Annotated in this window: 11 protein-coding genes; 8 read left to right on the forward strand and 3 right to left on the reverse strand. The window is 63.2% G+C overall.

Features of this window, described 5'->3' with window-relative positions:
* The first annotated feature begins 144 nt into the window (after nt 1-144).
* The 3 genes from CMN27_RS16450 to CMN27_RS16460 all read left to right on the forward strand — a co-directional run bounded on the left by CMN27_RS16450 (nt 145) and on the right by CMN27_RS16460 (nt 4,311).
* Complete coding sequence (locus tag CMN27_RS16450; RefSeq protein WP_293628212.1) at nt 145-1,056, forward strand: LysR family transcriptional regulator; 912 nt, start codon at nt 145-147, stop codon at nt 1,054-1,056.
* A gap of 136 nt (nt 1,057-1,192) precedes the next feature.
* Nucleotides 1,193-2,188: a TAXI family TRAP transporter solute-binding subunit gene (locus CMN27_RS16455; RefSeq protein ID WP_293628214.1), complete on the forward strand. Its 996-nt coding sequence runs from the start codon at nt 1,193-1,195 to the stop codon at nt 2,186-2,188.
* 107 nt (nt 2,189-2,295) lie between these two features.
* Nucleotides 2,296-4,311: a TRAP transporter permease gene (locus CMN27_RS16460; protein ID WP_293628216.1), complete on the forward strand. Its 2,016-nt coding sequence runs from the start codon at nt 2,296-2,298 to the stop codon at nt 4,309-4,311.
* A 277-nt stretch (nt 4,312-4,588) separates the two neighbouring features.
* Here the strand turns inward: CMN27_RS16460 and CMN27_RS16465 are convergent, their stop codons facing one another.
* Complete coding sequence (locus tag CMN27_RS16465) at nt 4,589-5,029, reverse strand: hypothetical protein (RefSeq protein WP_293628218.1); 441 nt, start codon at nt 5,027-5,029, stop codon at nt 4,589-4,591.
* 17 nt (nt 5,030-5,046) lie between these two features.
* The gene (locus CMN27_RS16470; RefSeq protein ID WP_293628220.1) at nt 5,047-6,213 is read right to left on the reverse strand and encodes a porin; all 1,167 of its coding nucleotides are present in this window, start codon (nt 6,211-6,213) and stop codon (nt 5,047-5,049) included.
* Between the two features lie 466 nt (nt 6,214-6,679).
* Here CMN27_RS16470 and tadA point away from each other — a divergent pair, with 466 nt between their 5' ends.
* The 4 genes from tadA (at nt 6,680) to CMN27_RS16490 (ending at nt 11,154) form a co-directional block, all read left to right on the forward strand.
* The gene (gene tadA / locus CMN27_RS16475; RefSeq protein ID WP_293628222.1) at nt 6,680-7,135 is read left to right on the forward strand and encodes a tRNA adenosine(34) deaminase TadA; all 456 of its coding nucleotides are present in this window, start codon (nt 6,680-6,682) and stop codon (nt 7,133-7,135) included.
* Nucleotides 7,136-7,197: 62 nt separating this feature from the next.
* Nucleotides 7,198-8,346, forward strand: a complete 1,149-nt coding sequence (locus tag CMN27_RS16480) for an isocitrate/isopropylmalate family dehydrogenase (RefSeq protein ID WP_293628224.1) — start codon at nt 7,198-7,200, stop codon at nt 8,344-8,346.
* A gap of 116 nt (nt 8,347-8,462) precedes the next feature.
* Nucleotides 8,463-9,725, forward strand: a complete 1,263-nt coding sequence (locus CMN27_RS16485; RefSeq protein WP_293628226.1) for an aminotransferase class III-fold pyridoxal phosphate-dependent enzyme — start codon at nt 8,463-8,465, stop codon at nt 9,723-9,725.
* 130 nt (nt 9,726-9,855) lie between these two features.
* Nucleotides 9,856-11,154, forward strand: coding sequence for a DUF2254 domain-containing protein (locus CMN27_RS16490; RefSeq protein ID WP_293628228.1), 1,299 nt, complete (start codon nt 9,856-9,858; stop codon nt 11,152-11,154).
* Between the two features lie 30 nt (nt 11,155-11,184).
* Here CMN27_RS16490 and CMN27_RS16495 read toward each other — a convergent pair whose 3' ends face one another.
* Nucleotides 11,185-12,378, reverse strand: coding sequence for a hypothetical protein (locus tag CMN27_RS16495; protein ID WP_293628230.1), 1,194 nt, complete (start codon nt 12,376-12,378; stop codon nt 11,185-11,187).
* A gap of 395 nt (nt 12,379-12,773) precedes the next feature.
* Here CMN27_RS16495 and CMN27_RS16500 point away from each other — a divergent pair, with 395 nt between their 5' ends.
* Nucleotides 12,774-15,452, forward strand: coding sequence for a JDVT-CTERM domain-containing protein (locus CMN27_RS16500; RefSeq protein ID WP_293628232.1), 2,679 nt, complete (start codon nt 12,774-12,776; stop codon nt 15,450-15,452).
* Nucleotides 15,453-15,708: the final 256 nt, after the last annotated feature.

Consider the following 15,708-nt stretch of genomic DNA (forward strand, 5'->3'; position numbering starts at 1 on the left):
CGCGGGCACGGTCGCCGCGTGCCTGTGTCTACGGGCGAAACCGAATACTGGGTTTTGCCGAAGATAGAGCCAAGCGGCGCCGGGTGGAATGCTTTGTTGCCAATCATGCAATAATCCGCGGTTTTCGAGCGAGGCGCTAGCGACATGGCCGACGAACTCATTCAGATGCGCGTTTTCGTGCGGGTGGTGGATTCGGGCAGTCTGTCGGCCGCGGGGCGGGAACTGGGTTTGTCGCCGGCGGTGGTCAGCCGTCGTCTGGCCGCGCTCGAACAACGTCTGGGCGTGCGCTTGATCAACCGCACGACCCGCAGCCTCGCGTTGACCGACGAAGGGGCAGCGTTTCAGGCGCGCTGCATGCGCATTCTGGCGGATATCGAGGACGCCGAAACCCAGGCCGCGGTCGGCGCGCGTGCGGCCAGTGGCGAACTGCGGGTAACGTCGACCGTGGCGTTCGCGCGTCGACTTTCACCGCTGCTGCACGAATTTCAACGTCTGCATCCGGGGCTGAGTATCCGCCTGCATGCCAGCGATGCCGTCATCAATATCGTGGATGGCGGCTTCGACCTGGCCGTGCGTTTTGGCGCGCTGGCCGATTCCAGCCTGATCGCCCGCGAGCTCGCCCCGAACCGGCGCGTGATCTGTGCCTCTCCCGACTACCTCGAACGCCGCGGGCGGCCTGCCTCGCCGGCTGAGCTGGTGCACCACGACTGTCTGCTCATGGGCGATCCCGGCGCGGATGTCTGGCAGTTCGCCGACGGCACGAGCGTGCGCGTTAACGGTGCGTTTGCCAGCAACGATGGCGAAATCGCCCATCTATGGGCCCTGGATGGCGCCGGCTTGGTGCGCAAGTCGATATGGGATGTACAGGCGGACCTGGCCGCCGGTCGTCTGGAGACGGTACTCGATGCGCATCCCCTGGCCTGTGCCTATATCCATGCGATGTACCCGCATCGTCGATTCGTCGCACCCAAGGTGCGGCTGTGCGTGGACTTTCTTCGCGAGCGACTGGCCGCACAGGCGCTTGATATGCCGGACCTGGCGGCGGCCACGGTCTGAGAAGGGTGGGGCCGCCAGCACGGCCGGTCCCTGGCCTGGTCCTTGCGTTTATCCCGGCCTTGGCTAGACTCGATTGACCGGCCGCGCTTTCGCATACGGCCTGGACCACGTCATTTTTCAGGGGGCTTTCATCGCTATGTTCACGCGCATTCTCAAGACGCTTGCGGTTGCCACGCTGGTGCTGGGCGTTGCCCAGGCCGCCAGTGCACGCACCTTCATCACCATCGGGTCGGGTTCGACCACGGGCCTTTACTATCCGACCGCGGTCGGCATGGCCAAGATCGTCAACGAAGCGGGCATCGATATCCGCGCCAACGCGCGTTCGACCGGCGGCTCCGTGTTCAACGACCGTGCCGTCGGTGCCGGCCAGCTGCAGATGGGCATCAGCCAGAACAACGTCGCCTACTACGCCTACAACGGCAAAGGGGTCGAGGCGTTCGAAGGCAAGCCGGTCGAGAATCTGCGCGGCGTGGCCGTACTCTATCCGGAAACGATCCAGGTGCTGGCACGCAAGGATGCGAACATCCAGACGCTGGCCGACATGAAGGGCAAGCGCGTCTACGTCGGCGATATCGGCTCCGGCACCGAACAGGACGTCAAGAACCTGTTTGGCGCCTTCGATATGAGCATCGATGATCTCAAGGCACCGGTGCGCGGCAGTGCCGGCAGCGCCGTGGGCCTGCTGCGCGATGGCCAGATCGATGCCATGTTCTATACCGTCGGCCTCGGCGCGTCGGCAATCACGGAAGCCGCGCAGACCGCACCGATCGAGCTGGTATCGATCGCGCCGGAGAAAATCGAGGAATTGAACGCCAAGTATCCGTTCTATACCCGTATCGAAATCCCCGACGACACCTACCCGAACATGGAGGCGGCGACGGCGGTCACGCTCAAGGCCATGCTCGTGACCTCGTCGGACGTATCGGAAGACGCGATCTATCAGTTCATGAACACCGTGTTCCATGAAAAGAAGGACGCCTTCTACAACGACATTGCGAATCCGAACCTCAAGAAATATTTCACGCTCGATACGGCGCTGGAAGGCATGTCCATTCCGCTGCATCCGGGGGCGGTGAAGTTCTTCACCGAACAGGATATCGACGTAAAGGAAAGCCTGATGCCGGCGTCCTGATCGAGGGTAGCTGGCGCAGCGCAACCATCGAACCCCGGCCCCTGCGGCTGGGGTTCGTTCGTTGGCCGGTCGAGGCCGGCACGTTGTTTTGATGGCGGGGTAGATCGATGAGCGAACACGTGGCGCGAGAAGCCGAGGGTATCGTCAAGGCCAGCGAGTACGGCGGCCGCGAGCCCACGGCGAACTGGCAGCGCTGGCTGCTGGTGGCCATCGCCGTGGCCTGGAGTCTGTTCCAGCTCTATGCCAGCTATTTCGGCACGCTCAACCCGCAGAAGATCGGTTCGATCCATCTCGCCTTCGGCTTTGCACTGGCGTTTCTGGCCTACCCGCGCAAGGGCGGCGTGGTCGATCGCATCCCCTGGTACGACTGGCTGCTGGCCGCCGCCAGCGTGGGCAGCGCGCTCTATATCCTGTTCAATTACTACAACATCGTGATGGTTCAGGGCGGACTGCCCGAACCGCGCGATGTCTGGGTCGGCACCGCGCTGATGGCCTTTCTGGCGATTGCATCGGTCCGCCTGCTGGGCTTCGCCCTGCCGGTGATCGCAGCAATCGTTGTGCTGTACGGGGTGACCGGCCCGGCCGGGCTCATCCCGTTGACCCCGCCGGACGTGATCTATCTGCACAACGGCTATCAGTGGTCGGAAATCATTCAGCAGCTCTATATCACCACCGAAGGCATCTGGGGCACGCCGATCCAGGTATCGGCGACGTTCGTGTTCCTGTTCGTGCTTTTCGGCGCGCTGCTGGACAAGGCCGGCGCCGGGCAGTATTTCGTGGATCTGGCCTACAGCGGGCTGGGTACGTTTCGTGGCGGTCCGGCCAAGGCGTCGGTGGTGGCGAGTCTGCTGACCGGCGTGATCTCGGGCTCGTCGACCGCGAATACGGTGACCACCGGCACCTTCACCATCCCGCTGATGAAACGGGTGGGGTATCCACCGGTCAAGGCCGGGGCGACCGAAGTCGCCGCCTCCGTGAACGGCCAGCTGATGCCGCCGATCATGGGCGCGGCGGCCTTCATCATGGCCACCTTCATCGACGTGCCGTATTCACAGCTGATCATCTATGCGCTGGTGCCGGCGGTGCTGACCTATCTCGGCCTGCTTTATGTGGTGCATCTGGAAGCGCTCAAGCTCGGCCTCGAAGGCCTGCCGCGCGCCGAGCTGCCGCCTTTCTGGCCGACCTTCATCAAGGGTGTGCACTACCTCATTCCGGTGGCATTCCTGCTCTACGAGCTGATGTGGGCCAATCTCACCCCGGAGCGCAGCGCACTCAATGCAACGGTGGTACTGGCCGGTCTCATTCTGGTGCAGGAGACGGTCAAGGGCGTTAAAGGCGAGGCCGGGCTGGCCGGTGGCCTCTGGCAGGGACTGCGCTCGATCGTGGCCGGCCTGGAACTGGGCGCCCGCAACATGACCACCATCGCGGTGGCCACCGCGGCGGCCGGCATCATCGTGGGCATGGTCACGATGACCAATCTGGGCTATGGCCTCACCCAGGTGCTCGACGTGCTTTCCGGCGGCAATATCTGGATCGTGCTGATCCTGTCCGCCATCACCTCGCTGATTCTGGGCATCGGCCTGCCGACCACGGCCAACTATATCGTCATGGCCGCGCTCGTCGCGCCGGTGATATCCAGCCTGGCGGCCGCCGCAGGGATGGACGTGCCGTTGGTGGCCGTGCATCTGTTCGTGTTCTATTTCGGCATTCTCGCCGACGACACACCGCCGGTGGGCCTGGCTGCCTATGCCGCCGCGGCCATTTCCCGGGCCGATCCGATCGCCACCGGCGTACAAGGCTTCATCTACGACCTGCGCACGGCGATTCTGCCCTTCATGTTCTTCTTTAATCCGGAGTTGCTGCTCTACAACGTAAGTAACTGGTATTACGCAGCCTGGGTGATCGCCACGGCCCTGGTGGGCATGCTGGGCTTCGTTGCCGCAACGCAGGGCTATTTCCGGATTCGCATGACCTGGTACGAACGCCTGGTCATGCTTGCCGGTGCCTTGCTCACGCTCAAACCCGGCTCATGGACCGATATCGTGGGCATCGGCCTGTTGATCGGCGTGGGGCTGTTTCACCATATGCGCGCCGCGCGACAGGCCGGACCGTATGCTGCGTGATCGACCCTTTGTCCGCCGATAAACGCCAAGACACGCGCATAAGGCGATTGTCCGCAGATCGACGCGGATCTAGAAAGGGCGTTTTACGCCATGCAAGCGGGCGGGGTCAGCGGCTTGCAATGGCGTAGAAGCTGCGGGTCGCGGTGCGCATGTGCTGACATGCACGCGTTACTAAGCCGAAAAAATAGTCTACTTCCAAAAAAAGGCCGATCGATGCCCGGTTGTTTGCGAACCGCGCGACCGATCGGCCGGTGCCTTACCAGCCAGGCGTGGAGCGCTACCGGCTGTCCTTCCACTGCTGGTACTGCTTCCATTCCTGCCAGTCCTTGAAACGCTGGTATTCCGGCGAGTCCTTGGGCATGTTCCGGAAGCGCTGGTATTCCTCGTAGTCGGCAAAGTCCTGCTGCTGGGCCGCACTGGGTGCGGTGGCTGTGCCCGTTGCCGGAGCCGCCTGGTTGGGCCCGGCGGTCTGGCCGCCGCGCGAATCGCGGTTGATCAGGGCCGGCTTGGAGGCATCGTCCGAGTAGACGCGAACGCCGTCGTCGTAATCATCGCCCCGCGCCGGGCTCATGAGCCCCGGACCCTCAGCCATCTTGTCGCCCGAGCCCGGCAGCCGTTCATAGTTCACGGGGTCGGCGGTGCCGGCACAGCCTGCAACGAGCAGGCTGCACACGGCGACGCAAAGACCGGAGGCCGCGATTTTCAGAGTGTGCTGCATACGGTCTTTGTCTCGACTTAAAGGAATTTCAGGCGGGTGCCGACGAACAGGATATCAAGATCCTGTGCATCGCCGGTGGCCGTGATGGTGGTGTCGTCCCCGGCCACGTCCGTGCTCGTGTAGCTGTATTCGGCATCGTCGAGCGTGAGGTGATGATAGGAGGCGAACAGTTCGACACTGTCGATCACGTCATAGACGTAGGCCAGACCGTAGCTGCGCGCGGTGCTGCCATCGCCGGCCAGGTCGTTGGTCTGCATGTAGCTGACTTCGAAGTGATGCTTGTCCTGCACATAGCCCACGCCGCCGAAGTAGTTTTCGGCCGTGGCGCGACCCGGCTCATTGTAGTCGCGCTGCTTGAACGAGCCGGTGAGGGTCAGGCCCGAAGGCAGCAGCAGCGAGCCTGTGCCGCCGGTTTCCTGAAAGCGCGGGCTGTTGTCGTTGACCGTGCCGTCGGGCTCGATATCGAAGTCCTGGTCCTGGGTATCGAGATGCGACAGCACGAAGCCGGCCTTGCCGCCGTCGGCGAACGGCGTTTCGTAGCGCGCCGCCAGTTCATAGGCATGGCCATTGTCCAGCGTCGCCGACAGCACGGCGCCGCCGAGGCTGGGCGTGTCGTAGCGCACGCCGTTCTGGCGCGAGATGCCGTCGAAATGGTTGGAAGCGCCGGAAAGATTGGTGACCACGCGGCCTTCGTCGTCGAGGAAGCTGATACCACCGGCATACATGGAAATGCCCTGACCGCCGCCCAGATACATGGTGCCGCTGTAGTTGAGCTCGGAGGAGCCGTTGGCCGCACCGTCGAGCTTGCCGAACGTGAAGCGACCGAAATCGCCCTCCACATAGACATTGGCCAGACGGTTGTCTAGGAAGTCGTCTTCGCTGCCGCCGCCGTTGTTTACGTCGAAGGAGGTGGAGGGGTTCTCGTTGAGTGCGATCTCGTAGGCGAAGCCGATGTTGTAGCCGTTTTCCAGATCCTGTTCGCCGGTGAAACGAAAGCGGCTGTTGGAGCCGACGTTATCGACGAAGCCGATATCGCGGTCTTCGCCGTTGTCGGCCGCGATTGCAGCGCGGTCCACTTGGCCGGAGACCTTGAATTCGAAGGCGTGGGCCGGACCGGCGAACGCGAATACGGTCGCGGCCGACAGGGCCGATGGCAACAGGTAGCGTGAGTGCAGGGTCTTCATGATGCTCTCCCCGAGCGGTTAGTGATCGGCAGGCACGCCCCCGGGGAAAACCTGTTCAACAATCCAGATCCGGCAAGCACGAACGTGGCCAGATGGCGCAGCCCGAGCACGCGTTCTGAAAAGGTGCAGTCTCCAGATATCCCCAATGTCATGTCATCGAGCGAGCGCCAGCGCTCGACCGAATCGTGGTGGCGCATCAACGAGTCCAGTCACCCCTCGGACTCAAGGAATGGTAATACCCACCAGTGAGTTGTGCCCAATATTTAATGTGCTTTGAATGATAAGGCGGGCAAGTTAGCGCGCCGGCGAGGGCGCATATATTAGACGTTAGTCCTCCAAGTTAGCCATGCCCATACTGAAATTGCCGGGTAATACTGGCTACCGTATGGATAATTCGGCATTGGGCGCCGGCCCGGTATGTGGCTACAGGCTCTAGAATGTCGTAACAGCGACAGCGATGAATCACATGAGCGATATGGACTGGATGCGGCGCGCGCTTTTGCTGGCGCGTCGTGCCGAGGCCGAGGGCGAGGTGCCGGTCGGTGCGGTCGTGGTGCGCGACGACGCGGTTCTGGGCGAGGGGTGGAACTGCCCCATCGACAGCGCCGACGCGACGGCCCATGCCGAAATTCAGGCAATTCGCGCAGCCTGTCACGCCGTGGGCAATTATCGCCTGCCCGGCGCGACCCTCTATGTGACGCTCGAACCCTGTGCCATGTGTGCCGGTGCGATCGGGCATGCGCGTATTGCTCGGGTGGTCTACGGTGCCGACGACTTTCGTGCCGGGGCGGTCCATTCGATTTTTTCGGTATTCGATGAGCCGCGTCTGAACCACCGGGTCGAGCATCTGGGCGGCGTTCTGGCCGACGAGAGCGCGGCGCTCCTGCGTGGTTTCTTCCGGGCGCGGCGCGCTCAGAAGTGAAAAGCCGCGTTTTGCGCGCCAAACCGATGCGTATGCATGCAGGTCGGTGATAGCCTGCAGCCATGAACACCAAAAAGACATGGCGCGTCGCGGTATTGCCCGGAGACGGTATCGGCCCGGAAGTGATCGCCCAGGCCACGCGGGCGATCGACGCTCTGGTTGCGAGCGATCCGGAATTGTCGATCGACTACGAAACGTTCGAATGGCCGTCGCACGCCTGGCATGAAAAACACGGCGAAAGCGCGCCGGCCGATTATCTCCAACGCCTGGAAAAGTTCGACGCGATTCTGCTTGGCGCGCTGGGGGATCCCGGCCCGAGCGATGATCCGGATCGCTACCTGCTTTCGGATGCGGTATCGCTGTCGCCTCTGCTGGAGATCCGCAAGGGCTTCGACCAGTGGTGCTGCGAGCGGCCCTGTCGGCCGATGGCCGGCGCGCCGCAGTATCTGGCCGATCCGCGGGCCAACGATATCGACATGCTCGTGATTCGCGAAAACAGTGAAGGCGAATATGTAAACCAGGGCGGGCGACTCGCCGTGGGCACCGAAAACGAGATCGCCACGCAGGTTGCCCTGTTCACCCACCGCGCGACCGATCGCATCATCCGTCATGCCTTCGAGCAGGCGCGGGTCAGGGCGGCCGAACGTGCCGCTGAAGGCCGCGAGCGCAGCTTCGGGCGCGACGAGAAGGCCAGCCAGGTCTGCATGATCACCAAGCGCAACGCCCAGCGCTTCTGGGGCGACATGTGGACCGACATGTTCGCCGAGATCGCGAAGGACTACCCGGATGTGGCCACCCACCACGAACTGGTGGATGCCGCCTGCATGAAGTTCGTCAGCCACCCCTGGGCGTTCGACGTCGTGGTGGCGTCGAATCTGTTCGGTGACATTCTGACCGACCTGGCGGCCGTGCTGAACGGCGGCATGGGCGTATCGCCCTCGTCGAACGTGAACCCGTCGGATCGCACGTGTCCGCCCATGTTCGAGCCCACCCACGGCAGCGCGCCCGATATTGCCGGCAAGAACCTGGCCGGGCCTACCGCGATGCTGCTGACCACGGCGATGATGCTGGAATGGATGGGCGTCGAGGATCCGGCCGCCGACCGCGCCGGCAAACGCCTGCGTGAAGTGGTCGCCGCCGACCTGGCCGAACACGGGCGCGAACGCCGCGGAACGATCGAAACCGGCGACGCGATCGTCGACGTACTTTAGCTTTTCAAGCGTTTACATATTGATCCTGCGGCGAGCCTGGCACGATCGTTGAAACTCGTTTCGATCCGGTCTAGGCTCGCGCGCACAATGCAACAAGGCCATCCAGGAGTGCCGTCATGCTAGGAAGCAACAAGAGCAATCTATCGCCCCTGCTCAAGCAGGCTACCGACGTCCATGTCGATCGCGGCGAAGGCTGCTACCTGTTCGACACCGACGGCAAGCGCTATCTGGACTTCACGGCCGGTATCGGCGTGACCAGTACCGGCCATTGTCACCCCAAGGTGGTCGCCGCGGCACAGGAGCAGGTCGGTAAACTCATCCACGGCCAGTACACCACGATCCTGCACAAGCCGATTCAGGATCTGTCCGCGCGTCTGGCCGACAAGATGCCCGGCGATATCGATTCCATCTTCTATGCCAGTGCTGGCACGGAAGCAGCGGAATCGGCGATGCGCCTGATGCGTCATGCCACCGGTCGGCCCAATATCGTGGTCTTTCACGGCGGCTTCCATGGCCGCACCATGGGTTCGGCCTCGATGACGACCTCGGGCACGGCCTATACCGCCGGCCTGCAGCCGCTGATGGGGGGTGTGATCGTCGCACCGTTCCCGGCTGCGTTCCGTTACGGCTGGTCGGAAGATCAGGCCACCGAGTTCTGCCTGCAGGAGTTGGACTACATTCTGCAGACGATCAGCTCGCCGAACGATACCGCCGGCATGCTCATCGAACCGATCCAGGGCGAGGGCGGCTTCATACCGGCCAACACCAAGTTCATGCAGGGCCTGCGCGAGCGCTGTGACAAGCACGGCATGCTCCTGGGCGCCGATGAAGTACAGGCCGGCTATGGTCGTACCGGCAAGTTCTGGTCGCACAGCCACTTCGACGTGGAGCCGGATATCGTGGTCACCGCCAAGGGCCTGGCCAGTGGCTTCCCGCTGTCGGCCTGTGCCGCGCCGCGCAAGATCATGGAAAAGGGCTTGCCCGGTTCGCAGGGCGGCACCTACGGCGGCAACGTGGTGGCCTGTGCGGCCGCGCTTGCCACGCTCGACGTGATCGAGGAAGAAGGCCTGGTGGATAACGCCGGTGCCCAGGGGGCGCATCTCAAGGAGCGCCTGGAACAGCTCGCCGACAAGCATGAATGCATCGGCGACGTACGCGGCAAGGGCCTGATGGTCGGCGTGGAATTCGCCAAGGACGGCAAGCCGGACGGCGCCCGTGCCGAGAAGGTCGCCAAGGAATGCGAAAAGCACGGCCTGTTGGTACTGCGCTGCGGCCCCGGCAAGCAGGTGGTGCGTTTCCTGCCGCCGCTGGTGGTCACGCGTGAACAGGTCGACGAGGGTGTGGACATCTTCGCCAAGGCGGTCGAAGCCAGCAGCTGATTGCTTCGGCCCCGTCGATCAAAAAGGCTCCCGTGTTCGCACGGGGGCCTTTTTTTATGTTCGGCCTGCGTTGATCACGGTGACACGGCGGTCTGGCTACAATGTCCGATTTGTTCGCGAGTGTTGATCGATGCGTGTCCGTCTGGCCGAGTTCATGGAGCTGGCCCGCTCCAGTTTCTGGTTTCTGCCGAGCGTGATGATGCTCGTGGGCGTACTGCTGTTCAGCATCACGCTGGGGCTGGATCGCAGCGACATGGCGGCGCCGTGGCTGACCCGGGTGCTGTATTCCGGCGGTGTCGAGAACGCAGTTTATCTGCTGCAGACACTCACCGCGGCGATGGTGGCGATTGCCACGGTGGTGTTTTCCACCCTCATGCTCGTGCTGACGCTGGCCACCAGCCAGTTCGGCCACCGCCTCATTCGCAGCTTCATGCGCGATCGGGCCAACCAGGCCGTACTTGGCGTATTCCTGAGTACCTTCGTCTACTGCATGCTGGTGTTTCATATGGTGGGCAACGATCCCGCCAACCGGTTCGTGCCCGCGCTGTCGGTCACGATGGGCTTTGGGCTGTCGTTGTTCGCAAGCTGCACGCTCATTTATTTCACCCACCATATGGCCCAGCTCATCGCCGCCCCACAGGTGCTGGAAGCGGTGGCAGTCGAACTCGACGACGTCATCGATCGGCTGTACCCGGAAAGCCCGGCGCAGCGACACGATGAGGGATTCAGCCTGCGTAACGGCGAGCTGGTTCGTGCGCCCCGTGCCGGCTACGTGCAATCGGTGGGGCTGGACGGCGTCGTCGCTGTTGCCCAGCAACACGATATCCGGATCGAGTCGCTCGTCGGCTACGGCGATTACGTATTGGCCGGTGCGCCGATCGCGCGCTGGCAGGGCAGCCCGGACGATCAGGAGGACGGACTTGCAGAGAAGATCGCCGGTGAATACCTGATTGGCGACAGCCGCATGAGCGACCGCGACCTGCTTTTCGCGATCAACCAGGTCGCGGAAATCGCGGTACGCGCACTATCGCCGGCGTTGAACAACCCCTATACAGCGGTGGACTGCATCAATCGGCTGGGTGCGTCGCTGGCCGAAGTGGCGCGTCGGCCGGTGCCGTCGCCCTTGCACGGCGAAGACGACAGGCCGCGTTTTTCTCTACAGCTGCCCGACTTCGAAGCCGCCCTTGACGCTGCTTTCACGCCGATCCGCAACTACGGTCGCGGCAGCGTACTGGCCAGTCGCCAACTGCTGCGCACTCTAGGCGGTTTGGGTGCGGTGGCCACCCGCGAGCCCGACCGCGCCGCGCTGCGGCGTCATGCCCAAGTGGTACGCGATGCCGCGCATAGCGCGCTGCAGGAACGACACGATATCGACGATATCGAGCGCGAATTCGAGCGTGCGCTGAACGGGTTGAGGCAGCCAGCCTGACCCGGCGGCGGGCGTTCGTTCCTCTTCTTTTTAAGGCGTCAGCCCCAGCCACTCGCTGCGATACAGGCGCGGCAGGAAGTAGGGCATGGTCTGGAACTCGCGCAGCGCATGACGACCCAGGTCTTCGCCGAAGCTTGGCTGGGGGATCAGCACACCGGCAAAGATGGTGAAGACCGTATCGAGAATGACGCCGTCGCGGGCGTCGTTCCAGCGCCACTGGTGGATGAGTTTGTTCGAAGGGAAGGGGGCGGGCGACAGCGGTACGTCGACGGGCAGCGAGACGCCCTGAATCTGCTGGAAGCTCTGGGGCTCGGCCAGGGAGTTGAAGAAATAGGGGCGCGGCTGTTCGATGGGCACGGGCGCGGGTGACACTTCGGGGTCGACGCCTTCGATTCGCAGAGTAATCAGCGCGTTGCCGATGAATTCGCGCACGATCTGGACCGCGCCGATATCGTATTGCAGGTCGCGATCTTGCGGTGCGACTGCCCATTCGAAGCGGTCGTGGTCGATTGGCTGCCACAGACGGTAGCGGGCGAGATTATCGATATGGTCCCACCACCAGGCGAGCATGTCGGGCGTAATGCCCTTGATCTCCTGATTCACGATGACGCGAAACGTCAGGCTCGAAAACTCGATCGGCGTCACTTCGACGCTGCCGCGGGTCAGTACCACGTCGTCGTAGAACTTGCGGTCGAAGCGGTCGGTCAGGAAACCGCTCGTGCCTTCGAGCAGCCCGCGTAGCCACAGGCCGTATGCGCGGGCGAGGTTTTTATCGCCCGCGGTGGTCAGTTCCAGCGAAAACGCTGTATCGGTCAAGGAGTCGCCGACGGGCTTGTAACGCAGCAGCACGTCGATTGGCGCGCCGTCGTCGATGGTTACGGTCATCGCCAGAAAGCTGAACGGCCGGCCGCCGAGATAGTTGCTGGGGTCGACCCGGCCGCGCGCGCTGTCGGGCGAGCGATAGCGCGACGTCACGCTGCGGCGGCGGCCCTCCAGCCAAATGGATTGCTTGAAGGACGCCTGGCTTTCGTAGCCCAGTTCGTTTGGCTGGGCCGGGGCATCAATCCACTCGAAGTCGCGCGATTGGCGGTTGGCGCGGCGTAACGCGCGTTGGCTCAGGTTGTTCCAGAACCAGCTGAATGCTTCCGGGCGGACGTCTTCCACGACAAACAACATCTGTTCGTCGACGTTCGGGCTGGAAGCCAGGCCCGCGAATGGATTCATTGTGTGGTTACGATCGGCGCCGTCTGCGGCCATCGTCGCAGCCGAGGCGAGCACGAGCGGCGCTAGGAGGAGGCCGGCGATCGACAGCCTCGTATTATTACGATGCCCGTCAACCCCATAAAAATAGGAAAGAAATTTTTTCCAGGCGCGTCGCACGATATTCTCCGTTTTTAGTTTCTAATAGTTATATCTGGGAAAATCTATGCCCCCGCGTCGAGGCCGTCAAGGCGCGGCGCGGCTCTGATTCAGAGGCAGTCTGGTGGGTGGGGTGAAGGCTCAACGCGACAAGGGCGGAGCATCGATCAAAGACTTGTCATCATCCGGTGATAACGACGACCGCAAACGGACATATGGTGTCGGCATGCTTGGCGGATCGCTTACTTCACGGGTCATTCATGTCTCGCTCTTTCATTCTGCTGCGCGCGCTGGCTCTGCTAAGCGCCACGATCTGCGTTTTCACGGCAACCGGCGCTTTCGCGCAGCCGTCGATTCTCATCAATGAAATCGATGCCGACACGCCCGGTACCGATAGTGCGGAGTTCGTCGAATTGACCGATGGCGGCGTCGGCAATACGGCGCTGGATGGTCTGGTGCTGGTCTTCTACAACGGCGCCAACGACCAGAGCTATGCCGCCTTCGATCTCGACGGCACGGTGACCTCGGGTGACGGTTATTACGTGCTGGGCAATTCAGGCGTGCCGGGCGTGGGTACCGTATTCGGCGGCAACGGCCTGCAGAACGGACAGGATGCCGTGGCCCTCTATGCGGGGGACGCAGCTGATTTTCCCAACGGCACGCCGGTGACCACCGATAACCTGATCGATGCCGTCGTCTATGGCACTGACGACAGCGACGACCCCGGGCTGGCCATCTTGCTGGCCGACGGCGCGCCGCAGCTGGATGAGGACGTCAACGCCAACAAGGACAACGAGTCGCTGCAGCGCAGCCCGGACAGCAGTGGCGCGGGCCGCGATACGAGCACGTTCGTGGCGGCCGCGCCGACGCCGAATGCCGCTACCGGCAGTGCGCCTTCTATCGGCACGCCCGACAACGGCGACGGCATTCCCGACAATGCGCTGACCGGTCTGCGTATCTACGATATTCAGGGCGCTTCCCATTTGTCGCCGCAGCGAGGCAACGCGGTGGCCGGTGTGCCGGGCGTTGTGACCGCGGTCACCCGCAACAGCTTCTATCTTCAGGACCCGGACGGCGACGGTCGCGATGCTACCAGCGATGCGCTTCTGGTGTTCACGGGCGGCGATCCCACGCGGCGCGACGGTGCGCCGGTCGCGGTGGGTGACGTGGTGGAAGTCGCCGGCGAAGTGAGCGAATTCTATCCCGGCGGGGTGCAGAGTAATAATCTGCCGACGACCCAGATCGTGACCGGCGACGATGGCAGCACCCGCCTTCTCGCCGATCCGACCTCGGTTTTCAATACGACCGAAGTCATGGCCGTGACCATCGGCCAGGGCGGCCGTCAGGCGCCCACACAGATCATTGATAACGACACCAACGGCAATGTCGCCACCAGCGATACCACGGTGTTCGATCCGGACGAAGACGGCCTGGACTTCTACGAAAGTCTGGAAGGCATGCGCGTACGGGTGAATCAGGCCATGGCAGTGGGCCCGACCAGCGGCTTCGGCGAGATCTTCGTGGTCCCGGATGCCGGCGCGAACGCGACCGGTATCAACGCCCGCGGCGGTATTACCCTGGTCGAGCGTGGCGATCGTGTGGACTACAACCCCGAACGCATCCAGATCGACGATACGCTGCTCGAAGGCGAAATGCCCGTTGTGGATACCGGGGCGCTGTTCACCCAGGTGGTGGGCGTGCTGGGCTACGGCTTTGGCAACTTCGAAATACTGCCCGATACGCTTGCCGCGCCGCAGCCTTCGAACCTCAACCGTAGCGGCGTGGGTGTGCTCGCCCGCGGCGATACGCTGAGCGTGGCCGGCTACAACGTCGAAAACCTCGACCCGAACGACGAGGACGGGGATACCGACGTTGCCGACGGCAAGTTCGAGGCCATCGCTGGCCAGATCGTCGAACGACTGGGGTCGCCGGACATCATCGGCCTGCAGGAAGTGCAGGACAATAACGGATCGATTAACGACGGGGTGGTCGCGGCGGATCAGACGTTACAACGACTGGCAGACGCCATCGTGGCCGCCGGCGGCCCGCGTTATGCCTATACCGAGGTGGTGCCCGAGGCGGAGGCCGATGGTGGTCAGCCGGGCGGCAATATCCGGGTGGCCTATCTCTACGACGCCAGCCGCGTGAGTCTGGTCGAGGCCAGCGGCGGCGTCGGCGATGCCACCACCGCGACCGAGGTTTCGACCGACGCCGAGGGCCGCTTGGCGCTGACGCTCAATCCGGGGCGGGTGGCGCCCAACGACCCGGCCTTCAACGACAGTCGAAAGCCGGTCGCCGCGCTGTTCGACTTCCGCGGCGAGCGGGTGCTGCTGGTCAACAACCATTTTGCCTCCAAGGGCGGTAGCTCACCGTTGTTCGGTGCCATCCAGCCGTACGAAAATGGTTCCGTTGACCAACGCATCGCTCAGGCAGCGGCCGTCAACGCCTTCGTGGATGACGCGCTGGCCGCGGTGCCGGAGGCCCGTATCGGGCTGCTGGGCGACTTCAACGAGTTCGGCTTTCTTGAGCCGATGCAGGTGCTCACCGGTGCCGACGAATCGGCCCCGGTGGTATCAGACCTGCTGGATATGCTCGATGCGACCGCGCGCTACAGCTATGTGTTCGAGGGCAACTCGCAGGCGCTGGATCACTTCTTCGTCACCCCGGCGCTGGACGCGCGGGCGAATGTTCAGGTGGCCCACGTCAACGCCGAATTCGCCGATCAGGTCAGCGATCATGACCCGATCGTGGCGAGTTTCGATCTTGCCGACAGCGACACGGTTAGCGACGGCGGCAGCGAAGGCGAGGATACGGTGGCCTCCGAGGACAACTCGAACAGCGGCGGTTGTACGCTCGGCAACGGTCGCGATGCCGGGCTGCCGCTACTGCTAATGGCCGCTATTGTTACGCTGGTCTGGCGCCGGCGTCGTACGGGCTAGCGCGTCGTAACCCCTGACAAGAACGCGGGCGGGGCTTCGATCCCGCCCGCTTGGTTTTTGTACTGCTTGGGGTAGCCCTGCCTCGGAGCGACTCGCGCCGGTTTGCGCGCGTCACGCGCCAGCGGTCGCGCGGAGCCGCTTGCCTGTCGGCCCTTTAGAGTGGGTTAATATTCCCATTCATCCGCCGGGTGCACGTCGGGTGAGAGGTCGCCAGGATCGTGGAAATGCCGCCTTTTCCGTTTGGCCGGGCGGCGTG

This window comes from Salinisphaera sp. (genome assembly GCF_002729955.1).
GTDB lineage: Bacteria > Pseudomonadota > Gammaproteobacteria > Nevskiales > Salinisphaeraceae > Salinisphaera.

Coding starts and splice junctions, on each gene's coding strand:
- CMN27_RS16470 (WP_293628220.1), bottom strand. CDS start 6,213: ATGAAGACCCTGCACTCACGCTACCTGTTGCCATCGGCCCTGTCGGCC.
- CMN27_RS16490 (WP_293628228.1), top strand. CDS start 9,856: ATGCGTGTCCGTCTGGCCGAGTTCATGGAGCTGGCCCGCTCCAGTTTC.
- CMN27_RS16465 (WP_293628218.1), bottom strand. CDS start 5,029: ATGCAGCACACTCTGAAAATCGCGGCCTCCGGTCTTTGCGTCGCCGTG.
- CMN27_RS16500 (WP_293628232.1), top strand. CDS start 12,774: ATGTCTCGCTCTTTCATTCTGCTGCGCGCGCTGGCTCTGCTAAGCGCC.
- CMN27_RS16485 (WP_293628226.1), top strand. CDS start 8,463: ATGCTAGGAAGCAACAAGAGCAATCTATCGCCCCTGCTCAAGCAGGCT.
- CMN27_RS16480 (WP_293628224.1), top strand. CDS start 7,198: ATGAACACCAAAAAGACATGGCGCGTCGCGGTATTGCCCGGAGACGGT.
- CMN27_RS16455 (WP_293628214.1), top strand. CDS start 1,193: ATGTTCACGCGCATTCTCAAGACGCTTGCGGTTGCCACGCTGGTGCTG.
- tadA (WP_293628222.1), top strand. CDS start 6,680: ATGAGCGATATGGACTGGATGCGGCGCGCGCTTTTGCTGGCGCGTCGT.
- CMN27_RS16495 (WP_293628230.1), bottom strand. CDS start 12,378: ATGAATCCATTCGCGGGCCTGGCTTCCAGCCCGAACGTCGACGAACAG.
- CMN27_RS16450 (WP_293628212.1), top strand. CDS start 145: ATGGCCGACGAACTCATTCAGATGCGCGTTTTCGTGCGGGTGGTGGAT.
- CMN27_RS16460 (WP_293628216.1), top strand. CDS start 2,296: ATGAGCGAACACGTGGCGCGAGAAGCCGAGGGTATCGTCAAGGCCAGC.